17 protein-coding genes are annotated in these 17,911 nt (G+C 68.0%); 11 read left to right on the forward strand and 6 right to left on the reverse strand.

The genetic code is table 11. The features are described from left to right. The first annotated feature begins 226 nt into the window (after window positions 1-226). From leuC to LKD76_RS10055, 3 genes are all read left to right on the forward strand, one after another. On the forward strand, window positions 227-1,651 hold the full coding sequence (leuC, locus tag LKD76_RS10045; protein WP_227980763.1) for a 3-isopropylmalate dehydratase large subunit: 1,425 nt from the start codon (window positions 227-229) through the stop codon (window positions 1,649-1,651). 36 nt (window positions 1,652-1,687) lie between these two features. Continuing rightward, window positions 1,688-2,296, forward strand: coding sequence for a 3-isopropylmalate dehydratase small subunit (gene leuD / locus LKD76_RS10050; protein ID WP_227980764.1), 609 nt, complete (start codon window positions 1,688-1,690; stop codon window positions 2,294-2,296). A gap of 156 nt (window positions 2,297-2,452) precedes the next feature. Beyond that, window positions 2,453-3,112, forward strand: a complete 660-nt coding sequence (locus tag LKD76_RS10055; RefSeq protein WP_227980765.1) for an HU family DNA-binding protein — start codon at window positions 2,453-2,455, stop codon at window positions 3,110-3,112. 84 nt (window positions 3,113-3,196) lie between these two features. Here the strand turns inward: LKD76_RS10055 and LKD76_RS10060 are convergent, their stop codons facing one another. The 3 genes from LKD76_RS10060 to cofC all read right to left on the reverse strand — a co-directional run bounded on the left by LKD76_RS10060 (window position 3,197) and on the right by cofC (window position 7,232). Next, window positions 3,197-4,114 (reverse strand): NUDIX hydrolase, encoded by a 918-nt coding sequence (locus LKD76_RS10060; protein WP_227985179.1) that lies wholly within the window; start codon window positions 4,112-4,114, stop codon window positions 3,197-3,199. A gap of 74 nt (window positions 4,115-4,188) precedes the next feature. Continuing rightward, the gene (locus LKD76_RS10065; RefSeq protein ID WP_227980766.1) at window positions 4,189-6,405 is read right to left on the reverse strand and encodes an RNA degradosome polyphosphate kinase; all 2,217 of its coding nucleotides are present in this window, start codon (window positions 6,403-6,405) and stop codon (window positions 4,189-4,191) included. A 71-nt stretch (window positions 6,406-6,476) separates the two neighbouring features. Beyond that, window positions 6,477-7,232 carry a 2-phospho-L-lactate guanylyltransferase gene (cofC, locus tag LKD76_RS10070; RefSeq protein WP_227980767.1) on the reverse strand — a complete coding sequence of 252 codons (756 nt, stop codon included), beginning with the start codon at window positions 7,230-7,232 and terminating at the stop codon, window positions 6,477-6,479. 155 nt (window positions 7,233-7,387) lie between these two features. Between cofC and LKD76_RS10075 the strand changes: the two genes are divergently transcribed. From LKD76_RS10075 to LKD76_RS10085, 3 genes are read left to right on the forward strand one after another with little or no spacing between them, the layout of a single operon-like run. Continuing rightward, window positions 7,388-8,383 (forward strand): NAD(P)H-dependent glycerol-3-phosphate dehydrogenase, encoded by a 996-nt coding sequence (locus LKD76_RS10075; protein ID WP_227980768.1) that lies wholly within the window; start codon window positions 7,388-7,390, stop codon window positions 8,381-8,383. A gap of 34 nt (window positions 8,384-8,417) precedes the next feature. Then, window positions 8,418-9,536 (forward strand): D-alanine--D-alanine ligase family protein, encoded by a 1,119-nt coding sequence (locus LKD76_RS10080; RefSeq protein ID WP_227980769.1) that lies wholly within the window; start codon window positions 8,418-8,420, stop codon window positions 9,534-9,536. Between the two features lie 30 nt (window positions 9,537-9,566). Then, window positions 9,567-9,869 carry a DUF6191 domain-containing protein gene (locus LKD76_RS10085; RefSeq protein WP_227980770.1) on the forward strand — a complete coding sequence of 101 codons (303 nt, stop codon included), beginning with the start codon at window positions 9,567-9,569 and terminating at the stop codon, window positions 9,867-9,869. Here LKD76_RS10085 and LKD76_RS10090 read toward each other — a convergent pair. Continuing rightward, complete coding sequence (locus LKD76_RS10090) at window positions 9,866-10,597, reverse strand: DUF3515 domain-containing protein (RefSeq protein ID WP_227980771.1); 732 nt, start codon at window positions 10,595-10,597, stop codon at window positions 9,866-9,868. The genes LKD76_RS10085 and LKD76_RS10090 overlap by 4 nt on opposite strands. A gap of 156 nt (window positions 10,598-10,753) precedes the next feature. Between LKD76_RS10090 and LKD76_RS10095 the strand changes: the two genes are divergently transcribed. The 3 genes from LKD76_RS10095 (at window position 10,754) to LKD76_RS10105 (ending at window position 12,806) form a co-directional block, all read left to right on the forward strand. Beyond that, window positions 10,754-11,740, forward strand: a complete 987-nt coding sequence (locus LKD76_RS10095) for a thiamine-phosphate kinase (RefSeq protein WP_227980772.1) — start codon at window positions 10,754-10,756, stop codon at window positions 11,738-11,740. A 74-nt stretch (window positions 11,741-11,814) separates the two neighbouring features. Beyond that, window positions 11,815-12,492 carry a uracil-DNA glycosylase gene (locus LKD76_RS10100; protein ID WP_227980773.1) on the forward strand — a complete coding sequence of 226 codons (678 nt, stop codon included), beginning with the start codon at window positions 11,815-11,817 and terminating at the stop codon, window positions 12,490-12,492. 38 nt (window positions 12,493-12,530) lie between these two features. Then, the gene (locus LKD76_RS10105) at window positions 12,531-12,806 is read left to right on the forward strand and encodes a hypothetical protein (RefSeq protein WP_227980774.1); all 276 of its coding nucleotides are present in this window, start codon (window positions 12,531-12,533) and stop codon (window positions 12,804-12,806) included. On the opposite strand, the gene LKD76_RS10110 is transcribed toward LKD76_RS10105, so the two are convergent. Beyond that, entirely contained in the window at window positions 12,763-13,353 is a 591-nt protein-coding gene (locus tag LKD76_RS10110; RefSeq protein ID WP_227980775.1) for a GNAT family N-acetyltransferase, read from the reverse strand. The genes LKD76_RS10105 and LKD76_RS10110 overlap by 44 nt on opposite strands. A 121-nt stretch (window positions 13,354-13,474) precedes the next feature. After that, entirely contained in the window at window positions 13,475-13,666 is a 192-nt protein-coding gene (gene rpmB, locus LKD76_RS10115; RefSeq protein WP_011210730.1) for a 50S ribosomal protein L28, read from the reverse strand. A gap of 272 nt (window positions 13,667-13,938) precedes the next feature. On the opposite strand from rpmB, the gene LKD76_RS10120 reads away from it, so the two are divergent. Beyond that, complete coding sequence (locus tag LKD76_RS10120) at window positions 13,939-15,627, forward strand: DAK2 domain-containing protein (RefSeq protein WP_227980776.1); 1,689 nt, start codon at window positions 13,939-13,941, stop codon at window positions 15,625-15,627. Next, window positions 15,628-17,907 (forward strand): ATP-dependent DNA helicase RecG, encoded by a 2,280-nt coding sequence (gene recG / locus LKD76_RS10125; protein WP_227980777.1) that lies wholly within the window; start codon window positions 15,628-15,630, stop codon window positions 17,905-17,907. Window positions 17,908-17,911: the final 4 nt, after the last annotated feature.

Raw genomic sequence — 17,911 nt, forward strand, 5'->3', positions numbered from 1 at the left:
CGCCTCGAGCACCGCACGGCCCGCGGAAGAGGCTCGAGGTGGGAATCGTCCCGCTGATCGATGACGCGCCCGCACAGGCCCGCGTAAACCGATGCCGCGGGCGAGCGGGCCGGTGTCGTTCCCGGACTGTGATGCAACCGAGGCCCGACGCGATACGTGCCGGAGCACCTGGGCGGGCCGAAGACCCGCGACGGCGAAGCCGTCGCCATCAACACAGGAGGATGTCATGGCCGAACGGCCACGCACGCTGGCGGAGAAGGTTTGGGATCAGCATGTCGTCGCACAGGGTGCGGGGGAGGGTGCGCAGCGCGAACCGGATCTCATCTACATCGATCTGCATCTGGTGCACGAGGTGACCAGTCCGCAGGCCTTCGACGGGCTGCGGGCGGCGGGCCGGCCGGTGCGGCGGCCGGATCTGACGATCGCGACCGAGGACCACAATGTGCCGACGGTCGATATCGATAAGCCGATCGCGGATCCCGTTTCGCGGACTCAGGTGGAGACGCTGCGCCGCAATTGCGAGGAATTCGGCGTGCGGCTGTACCCGATGGGCGATATCGAGCAGGGCATCGTGCACGTGGTCGGCCCGCAGCTGGGTTTGACCCAGCCGGGTATGACCGTGGTGTGCGGTGATTCGCACACCTCGACTCATGGCGCGTTCGGCGCGCTGGCGATGGGTATCGGCACCAGCGAGGTCGAGCATGTGATGGCGACGCAGACGCTGTCGTTGCGCCCGTTCAAGACGATGGCGATCAATATCGACGGTGAGCTGCCGGCGGGAGTCACGAGCAAGGACGTGATTCTGGCGGTCATCGCGCAGATCGGCACCGGTGGCGGACAGGGCTATGTCCTCGAATACCGCGGTGAGGCCGTGCGCGCCATGTCGATGGAGGCGCGGATGACGATGTGCAACATGTCCATCGAGGCGGGCGCCCGGGCGGGCATGGTGGCCCCCGACGAGATCACCTACGACTTCCTGAAGGGCCGTGAACACGCACCCCAGGGCGCGGAATGGGATACCGCGGTGGCGGCCTGGGAGGCCCTGAAAACCGATCCGGACGCGAAATTCGACGCCGAGGTGCATATCGATGCGTCCTCGCTGACCCCCTTCGTCACGTGGGGCACCAACCCCGGTCAGGGGGCCCCGCTGGGAGCCGCGGTGCCGAATCCGGCCGATTTCACCGACGAAAACGAGCGGTCGGCCGCCGAGAAGGCGCTGAGTTATATGGATTTGGAGCCGGGAACTCCGCTTCGTGAGGTGCCGGTCGATACGGTATTCGTGGGTTCGTGCACCAACGGCCGTATCGAGGATTTGCGCGCGGTGGCCGATGTTTTGAAGGGTCGCAAGGTCGCCGACAACGTGCGGATGTTGATCGTGCCCGGGTCGATGCGGGTGCGGGCCCAGGCCGAATCCGAGGGGTTGGGCGAGATTTTCACCGCGGCGGGCGCGGAATGGCGGCAGGCCGGCTGCTCGATGTGCCTGGGAATGAACCCGGATCAGCTTTCCCCCGGTCAGCGCTGTGCTTCGACCTCGAATCGCAACTTCGAGGGTCGTCAGGGTAAAGGCGGCCGTACGCATCTGGTTTCGCCTCTGGTCGCGGCCGCGACGGCCGTTCGGGGCCGGTTGTCGGCCCCCGCGGATCTGAACTGACCGGCCGGAATTCACGCTAGGACTACAGGAGCAGTCATGGAAGCCTTCAAGGTGCACAAGGGGATCGGCGTGCCGTTGCGCCGGTCGAATGTCGATACCGACCAGATCATCCCGGCGGTCTATCTGAAACGGGTGACTCGAACGGGATTCGAGGACGGTCTGTTCGCCGCCTGGCGTTCGGATCCGACGTTCATTCTGAACAACACCCCCTTCGACCGGGGAAGTGTGTTGGTCGCCGGTCCGGATTTCGGTACGGGATCGTCACGAGAGCACGCTGTTTGGGCGTTGATGGACTATGGGTTCCGGGTGGTCATCTCTTCCCGCTTCGCCGACATCTTCCGGGGCAACGCCGGTAAGGGCGGCTTGTTGGCCGCGCAGATGTCACAACATGATGTCGAATTGCTCTGGAAGTTGATCGAAGAACACCCGGGCCTGGAATTGATCGTCGATCTCGAGGCACGCACAGTGACCGCTGGAACCACCGTGTTGCGCTTCGATATTGACGACTACACCCGGTGGCGGCTGCTGGAAGGTCTGGACGACATCGGACTCACTCTTCGGCAGGAACACGCCATTGAGCAGTTCGAAAAGGCAAGGCCAGCTTGGAAACCGACCACCATTCCGGAGCCTATTTCACGGGACTGAACGGTCTCGAGTGTTAGCTGAGAGCAACCAATCGAGGTTGCTGTGCGTGTGCCACACCACATGAAATTTGGCGTGGCACATAGACTCTTGCCCATTCAGGGTTTACCGTGGTACCTAGTCGGTCCGACGACGGGCCATTAGTCTGCGGAGGATTCAATGAACAAGGCGGAACTGATCGATGTTCTGACCGAGAAGTTGGGTACTGACAGGCGCACGGCCACTGCGGCAGTCGAGCACATTGTCGACACGATCGTGCGTGCGGTGAACAAGGGTCAGAGCGTCACAATCACCGGATTCGGTGTATTCGAACAGCGCAAGCGGGCGGCACGGGTGGCGCGTAATCCCCGTACCGGCGAGACCGTCAAGGTGAAGCCCACTTCGGTGCCGGCCTTCCGTCCGGGTGCGCAGTTCAAGGCGATCATCTCGGGCAAGCAGAAGATCGCGGCCGCCGGTCCGGCCGTGAAACGCGGTGTGGCAGCGCCGGTGTCGGGTGCGGCCAAGAAGGCCGCCGCCAAGAAGACGACGGCGAAGAAGGCCGCCGCCAAGAAGACCACCACGGCCAAGAAGACCGCCGCCAAGAAGACGGTCGCCGCCAAGAAGACGGTCGCGAAGAAGGCTCCGGCCAAGAAGGTCACGGCGAAGAAGACGGTGGCGAAGAAGGCCCCGGCCAAGAAGACCACCGCTACCGCCAAGAAGACCGCCGCCAAGAAGACGGTCGCAGCCAAGAAGACGGTCGCCAAGAAGACGGCGGCGAAAAAGGCTCCGGCCAAGGCCGCCGCCAAGCGGACGGCGGCCAAGCGCACCACGCGTCGATAGCGGGTAAATGCGGCGACGATGACCCCGGTCGTTTCCGGACCGGGGTCATTTCGTCATTTCCCGGCTGTACGCGGCCGGGCGGTCTCAGTGGGTGCGCAGCGACCGGTCGAGGTGGTCGGCGGCCACCAGCCGGTCGCCGGCGACCGAAAGCACCCACGCGGTGCCCTTGCGGTTCCGGGCCGGCGGCAGGGTCAGCCCGGAATCGTCGGCCCACCGTTGCAGCAGATCGGGAATGACCTTGCCCTGACTGCATACGAGCGGCACGCTGTCGGGGGAGACCAGTGCGCGCAATCGGTCGACTCCGGCCTGTGGTGCTGCGGCATAACCGGTTTCCGACAGCAGCGGTTCGGGCACGATCTCGAGGCCGAGGGCCTCCGCGACCGGCGCCACGGTATGCACACAGCGCACCGGCGGCGCCGAATGGACGGCGGTGGGTCCGAAGGCCAGCAGATTCGGCGTCAGGGTCTGAACCTGTGCGCGACCGGCCTTTTCCAGCGGTCGTTCGTCGTCGGGGCCGGTGAAACGCTCCCGGCGGCCGGCCTTGGCGTGGCGCACCAGCAGCAGAGTCGAGGTATCCGGTGGTAGCCGCCGGAAATTCCGGATGATTCGGCGGTCCATCGGATAGGACAGCTCGTCCATCACCCGGTCGACCCGATGCCACCGCAGTTGATCGACTTCGGAATTGGTGACGAATTCGCCGTCGACGGGCGTGGCCGCCCAGTAGTCGACGCGTTTGAGTTTGCGATGTCCCGGTACCGGATATGTGACCCGACCGAGATAGCGGCCCAAACGGCAGTGCAGACCGGTTTCCTCGGCCACTTCGCGCACGGCCGCGATCATCGCGGTTTCGCCCGGATCGAGTTTTCCCTTGGGCAGGGACCAATCATCGTATTTGGGCCGATGGACGAGGGCGACCTCGACCGGCCCGCCGGCCGCCGGCCGACGCCACACGACCGCCCCGGCGGCGATGATGTTGGCGGTGACCCGGCGATCGGAGACCACCTCGCCGGTATCGGGGTCGCGGTCGGCGTCATCGCCTTCGGGGGTACGGTCGAAATCCCGTGTCGCCGCGTGTTTCACTGCTGATCCGGACGACGCAATCGCATCAGGAAGTCCTGGTGGTCGCGCACCTGCACGCCGCGGCCCTCCGCGTCGGGGCTGGGCTGGGCCGCCCAGCCGCCGTCGGGCTGCAGCACCCAGCAGCGGGTCGCCGGATCCAGCGCCGAGTCGAAGACGACCGCCAGTCGCTCCCGTAGTTTGGGATCCTTCACCTGCGCCATGACCTCGACGCGCCGATCGAGATTGCGGTGCATCATATCGGCGCTGCCGATCCAGTATTCGTCCTGCGCCTGGAAATGCAGGATGCGCGAATGTTCGAGGAAGCGGCCGAGGATCGAGCGCACTTCGATGTTGTCGCTCATTCCGGGCACCCCCGGGCGTAGCCCGCAGATGCCGCGCACGACGATCTGCACCGGGACACCGGCCTGAGAAGCGCGGTAGAGCGCGTCGATGATCTGTTCGTCGACGATCGCGTTGGCCTTGAGGCGAATTCGGGCCGGCACACCCTGTGCGGCCAGTTCGGTTTCGCGCTGGATCCGTTCCACGATCCCGGAGCGGACGCTACTGGGCGCCACCAACAGGTTGCGATAGTTGGCCTTTCGCGAATAGCCGGTCAGCGAGTTGAACAGATCGGTGAGGTCGGCGCCGATTTCCGGTGCGGCGGTGAGGAGTCCGACGTCCTCGTAGAGCCGGGCCGTTTTCGGATTGTAGTTACCGGTGCCGATATGGCAGTAGCGGCGGATGGTCGCACCCTCGCGCCGCACCACCAGGCAGGTCTTGCAATGGGTCTTCAATCCGATGAGACCGTAGACCACATGCACGCCCGCCTGTTCCAGCGCGCGAGCCCATTTGATGTTGGCCTGTTCGTCGAACCGGGCCTTGATCTCCACCAGGGCCACGACCTGTTTGCCGGCCTCGGCGGCGTCGATGAGCGCGTTGACGATGGGGGAATCGCCGGAGGTGCGGTAGAGGGTCTGCTTGATGGCCAGCACCTGAGGGTCGGCCGCGGCCTGTTCGATGAAGCGCTGCACGCTGGTGGAGAACGAATCGTAGGGATGGTGCACCAGCACATCGCCCTCGCGCAGGGCGGCGAAAACGTTTCTCGGCGTTTCCCTTTCCCCGAATGCCGGCGGCGTCGCCGGTACGTAGGGCGCGTCCTTGAGACCGGGCCGGTCGACGCCGTAGACCTGCCACAGGCACGACAGGTCGAGCAGTCCGGGCACCTGGATGACATCGCCGGGGTCGACGTCCAGTTCGCGCAGCAGCAGCTCGAGCATGTGCTCGGTCATATCGTCGGACACTTCCAGGCGCACCGGCGACCCGAACCGGCGCCGGGCCAGTTCGCGTTCGAGCGCCTGCAGCAGATCCTCGTCGCGGTCCTCGTCCACCTCGAAGTCGGCATTGCGGGTGATACGGAACGAATGGTGTTCCACCACTTCCATTCCCGGGAAGAGCTGTTCGAGGTGGGCGGCGATCAGATCTTCCATCGGCAGGAACGCGGCCAGCGGCGGCAGTGCCGCGGCCTCGGAGTCGCGGCGGTTGTTGGCCGGCTCGGCGCGGGTACGCCGGACCCGGACGAAGCGGTCGACGTTGTCGGGCACCTTCACCCGGGCGAAGTGCTCACCGCCGGTATCGGAATCCTTCACCGTCACAGCGAGATTCAGGCTCAGGCCGCTGATGTAGGGGAAGGGGTGGGCCGGATCGACCGCGAGCGGGGTCAACACCGGGAACACCTGATCGAGGAAATATCCCGACAGCCGCCGCCGCTCGTCGTCATCGAGATCGGACCAGCCGATGATGGCGATACCGTCGTCGGTGAGGGCGGGCTGGATCTGGTCCAGGAAGACGCGCGCGTGCCGATCGGCCAGCTCCTGCGTCCGCTCGGCGATGAGGGTGAGCTGTTCGGTGGGCGACAGGCCGTCGGCCGAACGGACCGACAACCCCGCCTCGGCGCGGCGTTTGAGCCCGGCGACCCGGACCATGTAGAACTCGTCGAGATTCGAGGAGAAGATCGCCAGGAATTTCGCCCGTTCCAGCAACGGTTCCGACGGGTCCTCGGCGAGGGCGAGGACGCGGGCGTTGAAGTCCAGCCAACTCAGCTCACGATTGAGGTAGCGATCGGCTGGCAACTGAGTCGCGGCGGGCGCGGTGCGTGGCGGTGTGGCCGCCGGCGGTGCCGCCGGTAGTCGGGGCTGTTGCGGGGCGGTCTCCGTATCGCTCACGCTCACGATCATTCCTTACGGCTCGGGTGGTGTCGCGCTCGACACCACCGTTGTGCGGCCTCGTGTCCAGGCCCGGCGATCATCTAGCACACGTGTGACGGTGTTACGCACCTCCGGATGAGCTTCTCGTGAACTCCTCCCGGCCAGCCGATGTCGGTCAGCAGCGCCGCGGTGGCCGCGCCGACTCCGAGCGATACCGCGCGATCGAGATCGTCGGCGGTGTCGACATCCAGTCGCAGACCGGGCCACTGCCCTTCCAGATCGACGGCTCCGGATTCGCGGTGCCGGCGCGCCGAATCGGGTCCGAAGCGCGGCATCAGGGCACCGGCGTCGCCCGCCCCGGCCCGCACGATCAGCGCGGCGGTACCGCGGCCGGTGTGGTCGACCACGACCGCGCGACCGGCGCCGGGGGCGGCGGTGAGCGCGGCCGCCAGTTCGTCGGCGTGGACCGCGGGGAGATCGGCCTGCAACGCAAGCAGATCGACCGCGCCGTGACGTTCGCGTACCGCGGCCGCCGCCGATGCCAGAGCGCTGTTGAGCCCGTCGGCGTATTCGGGCCCCGTGCCGCCGGCGGCCGGTGACCGATCGATGGGACCCGCCTCGGTCGGGTCCGGATGGACCGTCGCACCCAGTGCGCGCACGGCCGCCGCGACCCGTTGATCGGGTGTCACCACCGTCACCGATCCGAGTCCGGCCGCCAGCCCCGCGGTGACGGTATCGGAGAGCATGGCCAATACCAGCCGCGACCGTTGCGGAGCCGGCAATCGATCGGCGAGACGGCTCTTGGCTCGGTCGAGGTTCTTGACCGCGATCACGGCGTGGACAGCATCCGGACGCATGCGCCCATGGTCGCACGTTCGCCGGGCCCGTGACCTGTGAGCAGTGCCCGACCGGACGGCACGCAGTGCCGGATCGAACCTGGCGCGTCGCGCCGGGGCGAACACGACTTCCGAGTACGCGACGGGCGCACCGCCCGGAATGGCATATTGAAATGATGACGAGGGCGGCAGTGATGGGTGCGGGTTCGTGGGGCACCGCGTTCGCGAAGGTGCTCAACGACGCGGGCACCGAGGTGACGATGTGGGCGCGACGTCCGGAGATCGCGAAGGCGTTGGCGACCGAGCACCGCAATCCCGCCTACCTACCCGAAGTGTGGTTGGACGGAATCTCCGCGACCGACGACTACCGGGTGGCACTCGCCGGTGCCGATATCGTCGTGCTCGCGGTGCCGTCGCAGTCGCTGCGCCCCAACCTCACGGCCTGGCGGTCGGCCATCGGCTCCGATGCGACGCTGCTGAGCCTGGCCAAAGGCGTGGAGACCGGGACGCTGATGCGGATGAGCGAGGTCATCGCGGAGGTCACCGGCGCGGATCAGGGGCGGATCGCGGTGCTGTCGGGGCCGAACCTGGCGCGTGAGATCGCCGCTGAACAACCGGCCGCGTCCGTGGTGGCCTGCACCGATGCCGCGCGGGCGGAAGCCGTGCAGCATTCCTGCGCGACCGGCTATTTCCGTCCCTACACCAATACCGATGTGGTCGGCTGCGAGATCGGTGGCGCCTGCAAGAACGTCATCGCGCTGGCCTGCGGTATCGCCGCGGGAATGGGGCTGGGTGACAACTCGGTCGCGAGCCTGATCACCCGCGGGCTGGCCGAGATCATCCGGCTGGGGGTGGCGCTGGGTGCGAATCCGGTCACGCTGGCGGGCCTGGCCGGTGTGGGCGACCTGGTGGCAACGTGTACCTCGACGCTGTCTCGTAATCGCTCCTTCGGCTACGCCCTTGGCTCGGGCGGATCGATGCAGGCCGCCCAGGACGCGACGAACGGCCAGGTCGCCGAGGGGGTGAAATCGTGCACGTCGATCCGGGCGTTGGCCGAGACCCATCAGGTGGAGATGCCGCTGACCACCGCGGTGCACCGGGTCTGTCACGAGGGCCTGGCGGTGTCGGATGCGGTCGGGCAATTGCTGGGTCGGCGCATCAAACCGGAATGAATGATTTCGGCCCGATCGGGGTACGGTTCGGACTATGACAAACCGGATCAGGGTGGCAGTCGTGTTCGGGGGCCGCAGCAACGAACACGCGGTGTCGTGCGTCTCGGCCGGCATGGTGCTGACCAACCTGGATCCGGAACGTTACGAGGCGGTGCCGATCGGCATCACCCGCGAGGGCACCTGGATGCTCGGCGGAGAGGATGCGCGCGCTCTGGCCATTCGCGAGCGCGCGCTGCCCGCAGTGGATTCCAACGGAACGGCGCTGACGCTGGCCGCCGATCCCAGCCGCTCGGGCAGCCTGGTGGCACTCGACGGGGCCGAGGCGGTCCTGGGTGAGGTCGATGTGGTGTTCCCGGTCCTGCACGGGCCGTGGGGTGAGGACGGCACGCTGCAGGGTCTGCTGGAGTTGGCCGGTGTGCCCTACGTCGGCCCCGGAGTGCTCGCCAGCGCCACCGGTATGGACAAGGAGTTCACCAAGAAACTGCTTGCCGCGGAAGGACTTCCGGTCGGCACCCAGGTGGTCCTGCGGCCTGGCGCCGACACCGTGGAGGAGGCCGACCGGGATCGGCTGGGCCTGCCGGTCTTCGTCAAACCGGCGCGCGGGGGATCCTCGATCGGTATCACCAAGGTCGAGGACTGGAGTGATCTCGAGGCCGCGATCGCCGTGGCGCGTATCCACGATCCGAAGGTGATCGTCGAGGCCGGCATCATCGGCCGGGAGGTCGAATGTGGCGTCCTGGAATTCCCGGACGGCCGGGTCCAGGCCAGCGCGATCGCCGAGATCCGGATGCCCGACGCGGAAACCTCCGGCGGTGAATCCTCCTCTCCCGCACCGCAGTTCTACGATTTCGACACCAAATATCTCGACGACGTCTGTGAATTCGATATCCCCGCGAAGCTGGACGACGACATCTCCCTGCAGATCCGGGAGCTGTCGGTGCGAGCCTTCCGGGCGCTGGACTGCCAGGGACTGGCCCGGGTGGATTTCTTCGTCACCGACTCCGGACCGGTGATCAACGAGATCAACACGCTGCCCGGCTTCACCTCCATCTCCATGTATCCGCGCATGTGGGATGCCACGGGCGTCGACAACCGCACGTTGATCACGACCCTGATCGAGACCGCGCTGACCCGGGGCACCGGATTGCGCTGAGCCCACGCGCGCCGGACGTAGTCTGGACGTGTGTTGTTCGCCATGACCCTGCCCGGCTTGGCGCTGCTGATCATCGCGGTCGCCTTCGCCGAGGTCGCCTACCGCAAGGTGACCGGTCGCACCGCGCTGCCGTGGATGCGCGAGACCGGCGGCCAGGGCGCCGCCGCCATCGGATTCGAACAGTTCGATGTGCTGTTCGACGCCGGTAAACGGCACGAATTCGAGGAACGTCGCACGGTTCTCATGCATCGCGAGAACCCGGGCGACGGGACCCCGGGCAGGCCGGATATCGACCTGGATTCCGGACGCGTGCGCCTGGCGCGCGACGACTAGTTCGGGATCGGTCCCGGGTCGAGCGGCTTCGCGGGAAGCGTCTTGGTGATCGTGTCCGAAATCTCCTGCAGGGGAGAGGGGCCCGCCTTGTTGGGCATGGTGACCGCGATGTAGGTGCCGCGGTCGACCGCGTACCAGGTGCCGGAGGTGACACCACTGGTCTGATCGCGCACCTCGAACCAGTTCACACCGTTGACCACCTGTAGTGCGGAGGCCGCGGTGAATTCCAGGGGGCGGTCCAGACCGCAGCGCAGCACGATCGGTTCGCCGCCGTCGGGCAGTTGCCAGGCCTTCGTGGCGGGCGGAGCCGGTTGGGCGAGTTCGGATTCGGTGTAGTCGTCGCCCAGTGATGCGGGCAGCGCGCCCAGCAGCGCGGCGCAGTCCTGGCCGCCGGCGGCGGGGGCGGGAACCGAACCCAGGGCCAGCGGTTCCCGGCCGGTGGTCTCCTTCGACATGATCGCGATCACGAAGACCGCGACGATCAGCGCGATCGGGAGCGCGACCGCGGTGGCGATGAGGGCCGGATGCAGTGCCGGACCCTGATCGGCCGGCTGGGCGGCGGAGTCGTGGTCGGTGGCATCGCCATGCGTCGACGGCGTGGTGTCGGAGGTGGGCGACGTGGACTCGGTGCGCTCGGCCGGGGTATCGGCGTCCGGCGCGCGCTGCTCGGGGTCCGGTCGGTCGGCCGGCGGGGTATCCGTATTCGGCCGATCCGTATCGCTGGTCATCCGGGATTCGTCTCCACTTGTGCCGGTGTCGCGGCCCGCGCCGGACCGGCTCGTCGTCGGGGAAAAGGCGATTTCGAGGGTATCGAACCGTGCGCGGTGGCGCCGAAGGGGGAGGGTAGCGTCGGAACGCGATGTCCCGGCGTTCGGCGACCGGGTGTGGAGAAGGAGAGCGAGATCACCGACAGCACCCCGCGCACCGTGCGCGAACTGGGCGAATTCGCGTTGATCGCACGAATGAACGCGGGGCGCACGCCCGGTCGCGCGGTCCTGCTGGGCCCCGGCGACGACGCCGCGGTGCTCGCCGCCCCGGCGGGCCGGTACGTCGTCAGCACCGACATGCTGATCCAGGATCGCCATTTCCGGCTCGAGTGGTCGGCGCCGCGCGATATCGGCGCCAAGGCGATCGCGCAGAACGCCGCCGACGTGGTGGCGATGGGTGCGACGCCGACCGGGTTCGTGGTGTCGCTGGGATGTCCGGGCGAGACCCCGGTCGATCTCGTCGACGGCCTGGTCGAGGGGATGTGGACGGAGGCACAGCGGGCGGGCGCCTCGATCGCGGGCGGTGATGTGGTGCGCAGTCCGCTGCTGGTGCTGTCGGTGACCGCGTTCGGTGATCCGGGAGCGCATCCGGTGCTGCGCTCGGGCGCCGGCGTGGACGATACCGTCGCCGTCGCCGGACGGCTGGGCTGGTCCGCCGCGGGACTGGCGGTGCTGGCGGCCGGCGCCGATCGCGAGAGGTTCGCCGATCTCGTTGCCGCGCATCGGGTTCCACAACCACCGTATGCCAGCGTCCTGGAGCTTCCGGCCACGGCCGCGATCACCGCGATGACCGATGTATCGGACGGATTACTCGCCGACCTGGGGCATATCGCCGAATCCTCCGGCGTCGCCATCGATATCGATACCGGCACGGTGTCCGAGCCCGCACTGCGCTCGGCCGCCGACGCCCTCGGCGCCGACCCGCTGACCTGGGTGCTGGCCGGGGGCGAAGATCACGCCTTCGCCGCCACGTTCCGTGCGGGCGCGCCGCTACCACCCGGGTGGCGCCGGATCGGCCGGGTGCGCTCCGGTGCCGGCGTTCTCGTCGACGGGTGCGCTTGGCACGGTCCGCTGGGCTGGGAGTCGTTCGGAGCTGGCGAGTAGTGCCGCGCCACCGCGGCGCAGCCCCGGGTGGGCGGCGTCACGACGCGGATCGGTGGCGACTATCTTTTCCCGACATGGGCGCGAAACCACTGCCGGAGATCATCGATACGGGCTGGGCCGAGGCGTTGGAGCCGGTGGCCGACCGGATCGCCGAGATGGGGGAGTTCCTGCGGGCGGAGAATGCCGCGGGACGCGGGTATCTTCCCAAGGGAGAGAACGTCTTACGGGCCTTCTCCCGCCCCTTCGACAAGGTGCGGGTACTGATCGTCGGACAGGATCCGTATCCCACTCCGGGACATGCGATGGGGCTGAGTTTCTCGGTGGCCCCGGATGTTTCGCCGGTGCCGCGCAGCCTGGCAAACATCTTCTCCGAATACTCGCGTGATCTCGGACATCCGACACCGTCGTGCGGTGATCTGTCCCCCTGGTCGGACCAGGGTGTGCTGATGCTCAACCGGGTTCTGACCGTCTCTCCCGGCCAGCCCGCCTCCCATCGCGGCAAGGGCTGGGAAGCGGTGACGGAGCAGGCGATTCGTGCCCTGGTGGCCCGGGAGCAGCCGCTGGTGGCGATTCTGTGGGGCCGCGACGCGGCCACACTGAAGCCGATGCTGGGTGCGGTGCCGAGTATCGAATCCGCCCATCCCTCACCGCTGTCGGCCTCGCGCGGGTTCTTCGGTTCGAGGCCGTTCTCCCGAACCAATGAATTGCTCGGTACATTGGGGGCCGCCCCGGTCGACTGGCGCTTGCCCTGACCGGGGCGTCATAGTTCGAGCGAAACAGGAGCATACGAATGCAGATCACTTCCGTGCGCGGCGCGGTCGTCGCCGTTGCCGCGGGCGCGGCCGTACTGGGCGCCCCGGCGGTGGCTCAGGCCGCCGGATTGCCGTTGGAACCCGCTTCCCCGCAGGAGCAGGCCGCTACCCAGCAGGCGGGACCGGTCCTCGCGCTGTGGGATCCGCAGACGGGGTCGGCATCGCTGTCGTCCAATGTGAGTGCGCGCGGTCTGTGCGTCTTCCAGAGCATCAGCGCACAGGGTGGGCTGGACTGCCTCGACGGCGCCCAGTAGTCCCGCGGCGGGCGATCATCCGGATCTCGCTCGCCGCCGAGAACGGTTCGATTCTGCGGGCACCGTCTGCCGCGAATCCGAACTTCCGATAGAAACTCCGGGCGCGTGGATTCTCCTCGAACACCCATAACACGGTGTCGGTGTCGGGGAGGAGAATCGCGCGCATCAATTCCTGGGCGAGGCCGGTCCCGTACCGGGCGGCGCGGACGTACAGTGCGAACAATTCCCGGTCCGCGACGCGGGGCGTATCGCGCGGCGGCCCGGTATGGGCGAATCCGAGGACCCGGTCGCCGGGGGGACGAGTGTCGTCGACGGCCAGCGCGATGATGTGCTCCGCTGGATCAGCGGCCTTCGGATCGGCCGGCGGCCGGCTCTCGGTGATGATCCGGACCCATTGCCGTGTCCGGCGATCGGTGTCGAAGGCGTCCAGCAGGTGATCGGGGACCAGGCCCCGATGGGCCTCCCGCCACGATTCGATATGACATACCGCCAGATCGCGGGCGTAGTCGACGGTGGCGCCGCGCACAGTCCACTCGGAACCGGTCATCGGGACACCTCGCGGATCGCGGGTCGGTCCGGACATACGACCTCCCCGCAGAGGACCCCGGATATGACAAAGCCCCGGCCACCCTGTGGGTGGGCCGGGGCATCGTCTATGTTTGCGCAGCTCAGCCGCGAACAACCTTTCCTGCCTTCAGGCAGGAGGTGCAGACGTTCATGCGGCGGGTGTTGCCGGGGGCAACCTGCGCGCGCACGGTCTGGATGTTCGGATTCCAGCGACGGTTGGTGCGCCGGTGCGAGTGCGAAACCGACTTACCGAAGCCGGGGCCCTTGGCGCAGACGTCGCAGACGGCAGCCATAGTCGCGAGCTCCTTCATGTCATGTGGGGACCGCTGTCGGGGAGACAGCCTGTCCGGAAACCTTATCTCAATGCCTACCAGCTCTACCGGCCGGTCAACGCGTCCGAGCGATGGTCGCGTGGGGCAACCCTGCAAGAGTAGCGGGCGGCCGTATTCGATGTCCAATCGCACCCCGGCCGGCACCGGACGAGCATATTCGCGTGTCCGTGCTGTCGGTGCGGACGACTACCCTGGCTGACGCGGTTCGACGGTCTGATCTCGGTGGCGGAAGGATGGTGACGGTGCTCGGGGTCCGGGAGACGCTCGATGCGGCGGCGCTTCGGCAATGGGGGTATTCATGTGTCGATCGGCTGTCGGAGCACCGCGATGAGATCAACGCGCTCAACGTCTTCCCGGTGGCCGATTCCGATACCGGCACGAATCTGCTGATCACCATGCGAGCGGCGATGCGTGCCGCGGAGCCGCCCGACGAGGACGCGGCGGGCGACGGCTCCGGGGTGGCGGCGCTGCTCGGGTCGATGGCGCGGGCGGCCACCGCGGGCGCCTGCGGAAATTCGGGCATCATCCTGTCCCAAGTACTACGCGGGTTCGCCGAGGCGGCCGGGGATGCGCCGCTGAGCGCGCGCACCCTGCGCGAGGCCCTGCGGCGTGCGGCGCGACTGGTCCGCGAATCACTGAGCGAGCCGGTGGACGGCACCATGCTCACGGTCCTGGAGGCCGCGGCCGATCGGGCCGCGGACTGTCCGGAGGAGACGGTCGCCGCGGTGGCCGTCGCCGCCGCGGACGGCGCGGCCAAAGCCCTCGGCGAGACGCCGTCGCAACTCGGTGTGCTGCGCGCCGCGGGTGTGGTCGACGCCGGTGCGCGCGGACTGCTCGTGCTGCTGGACACCCTGGTGCAGATGTGCGCCGGGCGCATGCCGGCGCGCCCCGCCTACGGCCGGACCGACCCGCGGCAGCCGGCGCCCGGTGCGTCCGCCGCCGCGGCGGAGTCCGCCACCACCGGCCGGCCCGCCTGCGCGGACGTCGCCGCGGATGAGCAGGCGGGCGCGTCCGCGCGCCCGATCCGGGCACAGTACGAGGTGATGTACCTGATCGGCGAGACCGATACCGGGCGTATCGACGCCCTGCGCGCCGCCCTGGACGCGATCGGCGATTCGGTGGTCGTGGTCGGCGACGGTGACAGCACCTGGTCGGCACATGTGCACTGCGCGGACGCGGGCGCCGCGGTCGAGGCCGGGCTGGCGGCGGGGACCGTGCGCGCCATCCGCATCGAGGGATTGGTCGTCGACGCGGCCGCCGAATCCGGCCCGGCCGATCGCGGCATCCTCGCCATCGCGAGTGGCGCGGGCGCGGTGCGGCTGTTCGAGGACGCGGGCGCGGTGGTCCTCACCGGCGAGGTCACCGCCGACCGGCTGCTCGACGCCATCCGGGCGATGCCCGAGCGCGAGGTGCTGGTGCTGCCCAACGGCGCGCTGCCGGCACCGGATCTGGTCGCCATCGGTGTCGCCGCCCGCGCCGGGTGGCGTGAGGTTCTCATGCTGCCGAGCCTGTCGATGGTGCAGGGATTGGCGGCACTGGCCCTGCACGACAGCGGCAGCCTGGCCGTCGACGACGCCTTGACGATGTCGCAGTCGGCCGCGAGTACCCGCTGGGGTGCGGTCCGGGTCGCCGCCGAACGTGCCCTCACCATCGTCGGCACCTGCGAACAGGGCGACGGGCTCGGCCTGGTCGGGCACGACGTGGTGGTGATCGATCCGGATCTGCGCCGGGCCGCGCGCACGCTGCTCGATCGGATGCTCGGCCTCGGCGGTGAGCTGGTGACCCTGCTGCTGGGTGATCGGGCTCCGGCCGGGCTCGCCGACGATCTCATCGCGCATATCACCGCGGAATTCCCGGGCGTCGAAGTCGTCACCTACAACGGCGGACAAGCCGTGGACCTGGTTCAGATCGGGGTGGAATAGATGGCGACGCTGGCCGACCGGCTCGACCACGTGCTGGGTGTGAAGGCGGCCGAACCGCTGGCCGACGCCTTCGATATGCACACCGTCGAAGATCTGCTGCGGCACTATCCGCTGCGGTACGCGACCCAGGGGCAGCCGCTGACCGAGGAGGCGCCGGAGGAGGGCGCCCACATCACCGTCGTGGGCCGGGTGAGCAAGACCGAACTGCGGCCGATGCGCCAGCGCCGCGGCAAACTGCTCAAGGTCGATCTCGACACCGGCTCGGCGAAGCCGGTCGACATCACCTTCTTCAACGGCGACAAGGTCAATTACCTTGTCAAACAAGGTGTCCGGGCGATGATGTCGGGCACGGTGCACTGGTGGCGCCCCGATCGGTGGAACCTGTCGCATCCGTCCTATCTGATCCTGCCCGAGACCGCCGAATCGGTGGACAACCTCACCTCGGTCCGCGGTGGCGGTGCCCTGCGCGGTCTGGCCGAGAGTGCCAAAGGCGCGGGGGGAGTGGATATCTCGTTCTTCGAGCGGGAGTACATCCCCGTCTATCCGGCGACCGCGAAGGTGCAGAGCTGGGATGTGCTGGCCTGTGTGCGCCAGGTGCTCGATCAGCTGGACCCCATCGACGATCCGCTGCCGGAGCCGCTGCGTGCCGAACACGAGCTGCTCGGAGTCTCCGACGCGTTGCGGTTGATCCATCTCCCCGAGCACAAATCGGATATCGAACAGGCCAGGCAGCGGCTGCGTTTCGACGAGGCACTGGCGCTGCAACTGGTGCTGGCACAGCGTCGCCACGATGCGGCGGGGCGCGTCGCGCGGCCCTGCGAGCCGCGTACGGACGGTATCGCGGCCGAATTCGAGCACCGGTTGCCGTTCGAGTTGACCACCGGCCAGCACAAGGTCATCGCCGAGATCTCCGCGGATCTGTCGCGTCCGCATCCGATGCACCGGCTGCTGCAGGGTGAGGTGGGCTCCGGTAAGACCATCGTGGCCCTGCACGCGATGTTGCAGGTGGTCGATTCCGGACTGCAGTGCGCGCTGCTCGCGCCGACGGAAGTCCTTGCCGCCCAGCACTACCGGTCGTTGCGCGGCATGCTCGGCGATCTGGGTGAGGCGGGTGAACTGGGCGCCGCGGAGCAGGCCACGAAGGTGGTGCTGCTGACCGGTTCGATGTCGGCCGGTGCGAAGAAGGCCGCACTGCTGGATGTGGTGACCGGAACGGCGGGCATCGTCATCGGCACCCATGCCCTGATCCAGGATGCCGTGGAATTCTTCGACCTCGGCATGGTGATCGTCGACGAACAGCACCGCTTCGGAGTGGAGCAGCGAGACGCGTTGCGAGCCAAGGCGAAGCAGGGCATCACCCCTCACCTGCTGGTGATGACCGCGACACCCATTCCCCGCACCATCGCGATGACCACCCTGGGGGATCTGGAAACCTCCACCCTCACCGAGCTGCCGCGCGGCCGTTCACCCATCACCACCCGGGTGGTGCCCGCCCGGATGAAGCCGGCCTGGGTCGACCGGGCCTGGGAACGGATCCGCGAGGAGGTCGCCGAGGGACGGCAGGCGTATGTGGTGTGCTCCCGGATCGGCGACGAGGAGGACGAGACCGGGAAGCCGAAGGCCAAGGGTCGCAAGCGCACCGCCGACGCCGAGGCGGGCGAGGGGCCGACCACCCACGCCGCGGTCGACGTGTTCGACACGCTGCGTACCGGCGCGCTGGCCGAGCTGCGCCTCGGACTCCTGCACGGTCGCCTGCCGACCGAGGACAAGGATCGGGTGATGCGCTCGTTCAACGATGGCGATATCGACGTCCTGGTGTGCACCACCGTCGTCGAGGTCGGTGTCGATGTGCCGAATGCGACAATCATGGTGATCGTGGACGCCGACCGGTTCGGTGTCAGTCAGCTGCATCAGCTGCGCGGGCGAGTGGGGCGCGGCAAACATCCGGGCCTGTGCCTGCTGATCACCGAGACCTCACCGATGGGGACCGCCATGGCCCGGCTGGAATCGGTGGCCGCGACGCTGGACGGTTTCGAACTGTCGGTGCTGGATCTGCGCCAGCGCCGGGAGGGCGATGTGCTCGGCTCGGCGCAGTCGGGTACCGCCCGCAGCCTGAAGCTGCTTTCGCTGCTCGACGATCTCGAGGTCATCACCGCCGCACAGCATCTGGCACGTGAGGTGGTCGACGCCGATCCGGGACTGACCGACCATCCGGGACTGGCGAGCATGATGCGCGCCGCGGTCGACTCCGAGCGGCTGGAGTATCTGGCCAAGTCCTGAGCGG

The sequence above is a fragment of the Nocardia spumae genome (genome assembly GCF_020733635.1).
GTDB lineage: Bacteria > Actinomycetota > Actinomycetes > Mycobacteriales > Mycobacteriaceae > Nocardia > Nocardia spumae.

Coding starts and splice junctions, on each gene's coding strand:
- cofC (WP_227980767.1), bottom strand. CDS start 7,232: ATGCGTCCGGATGCTGTCCACGCCGTGATCGCGGTCAAGAACCTCGAC.
- leuC (WP_227980763.1), top strand. CDS start 227: ATGGCCGAACGGCCACGCACGCTGGCGGAGAAGGTTTGGGATCAGCAT.
- LKD76_RS10090 (WP_227980771.1), bottom strand. CDS start 10,597: ATGACCAGCGATACGGATCGGCCGAATACGGATACCCCGCCGGCCGAC.
- LKD76_RS10065 (WP_227980766.1), bottom strand. CDS start 6,405: ATGATCGTGAGCGTGAGCGATACGGAGACCGCCCCGCAACAGCCCCGA.
- LKD76_RS10120 (WP_227980776.1), top strand. CDS start 13,939: ATGGTGACGGTGCTCGGGGTCCGGGAGACGCTCGATGCGGCGGCGCTT.
- rpmB (WP_011210730.1), bottom strand. CDS start 13,666: ATGGCTGCCGTCTGCGACGTCTGCGCCAAGGGCCCCGGCTTCGGTAAG.
- LKD76_RS10110 (WP_227980775.1), bottom strand. CDS start 13,353: ATGACCGGTTCCGAGTGGACTGTGCGCGGCGCCACCGTCGACTACGCC.
- recG (WP_227980777.1), top strand. CDS start 15,628: ATGGCGACGCTGGCCGACCGGCTCGACCACGTGCTGGGTGTGAAGGCG.
- LKD76_RS10080 (WP_227980769.1), top strand. CDS start 8,418: ATGACAAACCGGATCAGGGTGGCAGTCGTGTTCGGGGGCCGCAGCAAC.
- LKD76_RS10075 (WP_227980768.1), top strand. CDS start 7,388: ATGACGAGGGCGGCAGTGATGGGTGCGGGTTCGTGGGGCACCGCGTTC.
- LKD76_RS10100 (WP_227980773.1), top strand. CDS start 11,815: ATGGGCGCGAAACCACTGCCGGAGATCATCGATACGGGCTGGGCCGAG.
- LKD76_RS10105 (WP_227980774.1), top strand. CDS start 12,531: ATGCAGATCACTTCCGTGCGCGGCGCGGTCGTCGCCGTTGCCGCGGGC.
- LKD76_RS10055 (WP_227980765.1), top strand. CDS start 2,453: ATGAACAAGGCGGAACTGATCGATGTTCTGACCGAGAAGTTGGGTACT.
- leuD (WP_227980764.1), top strand. CDS start 1,688: ATGGAAGCCTTCAAGGTGCACAAGGGGATCGGCGTGCCGTTGCGCCGG.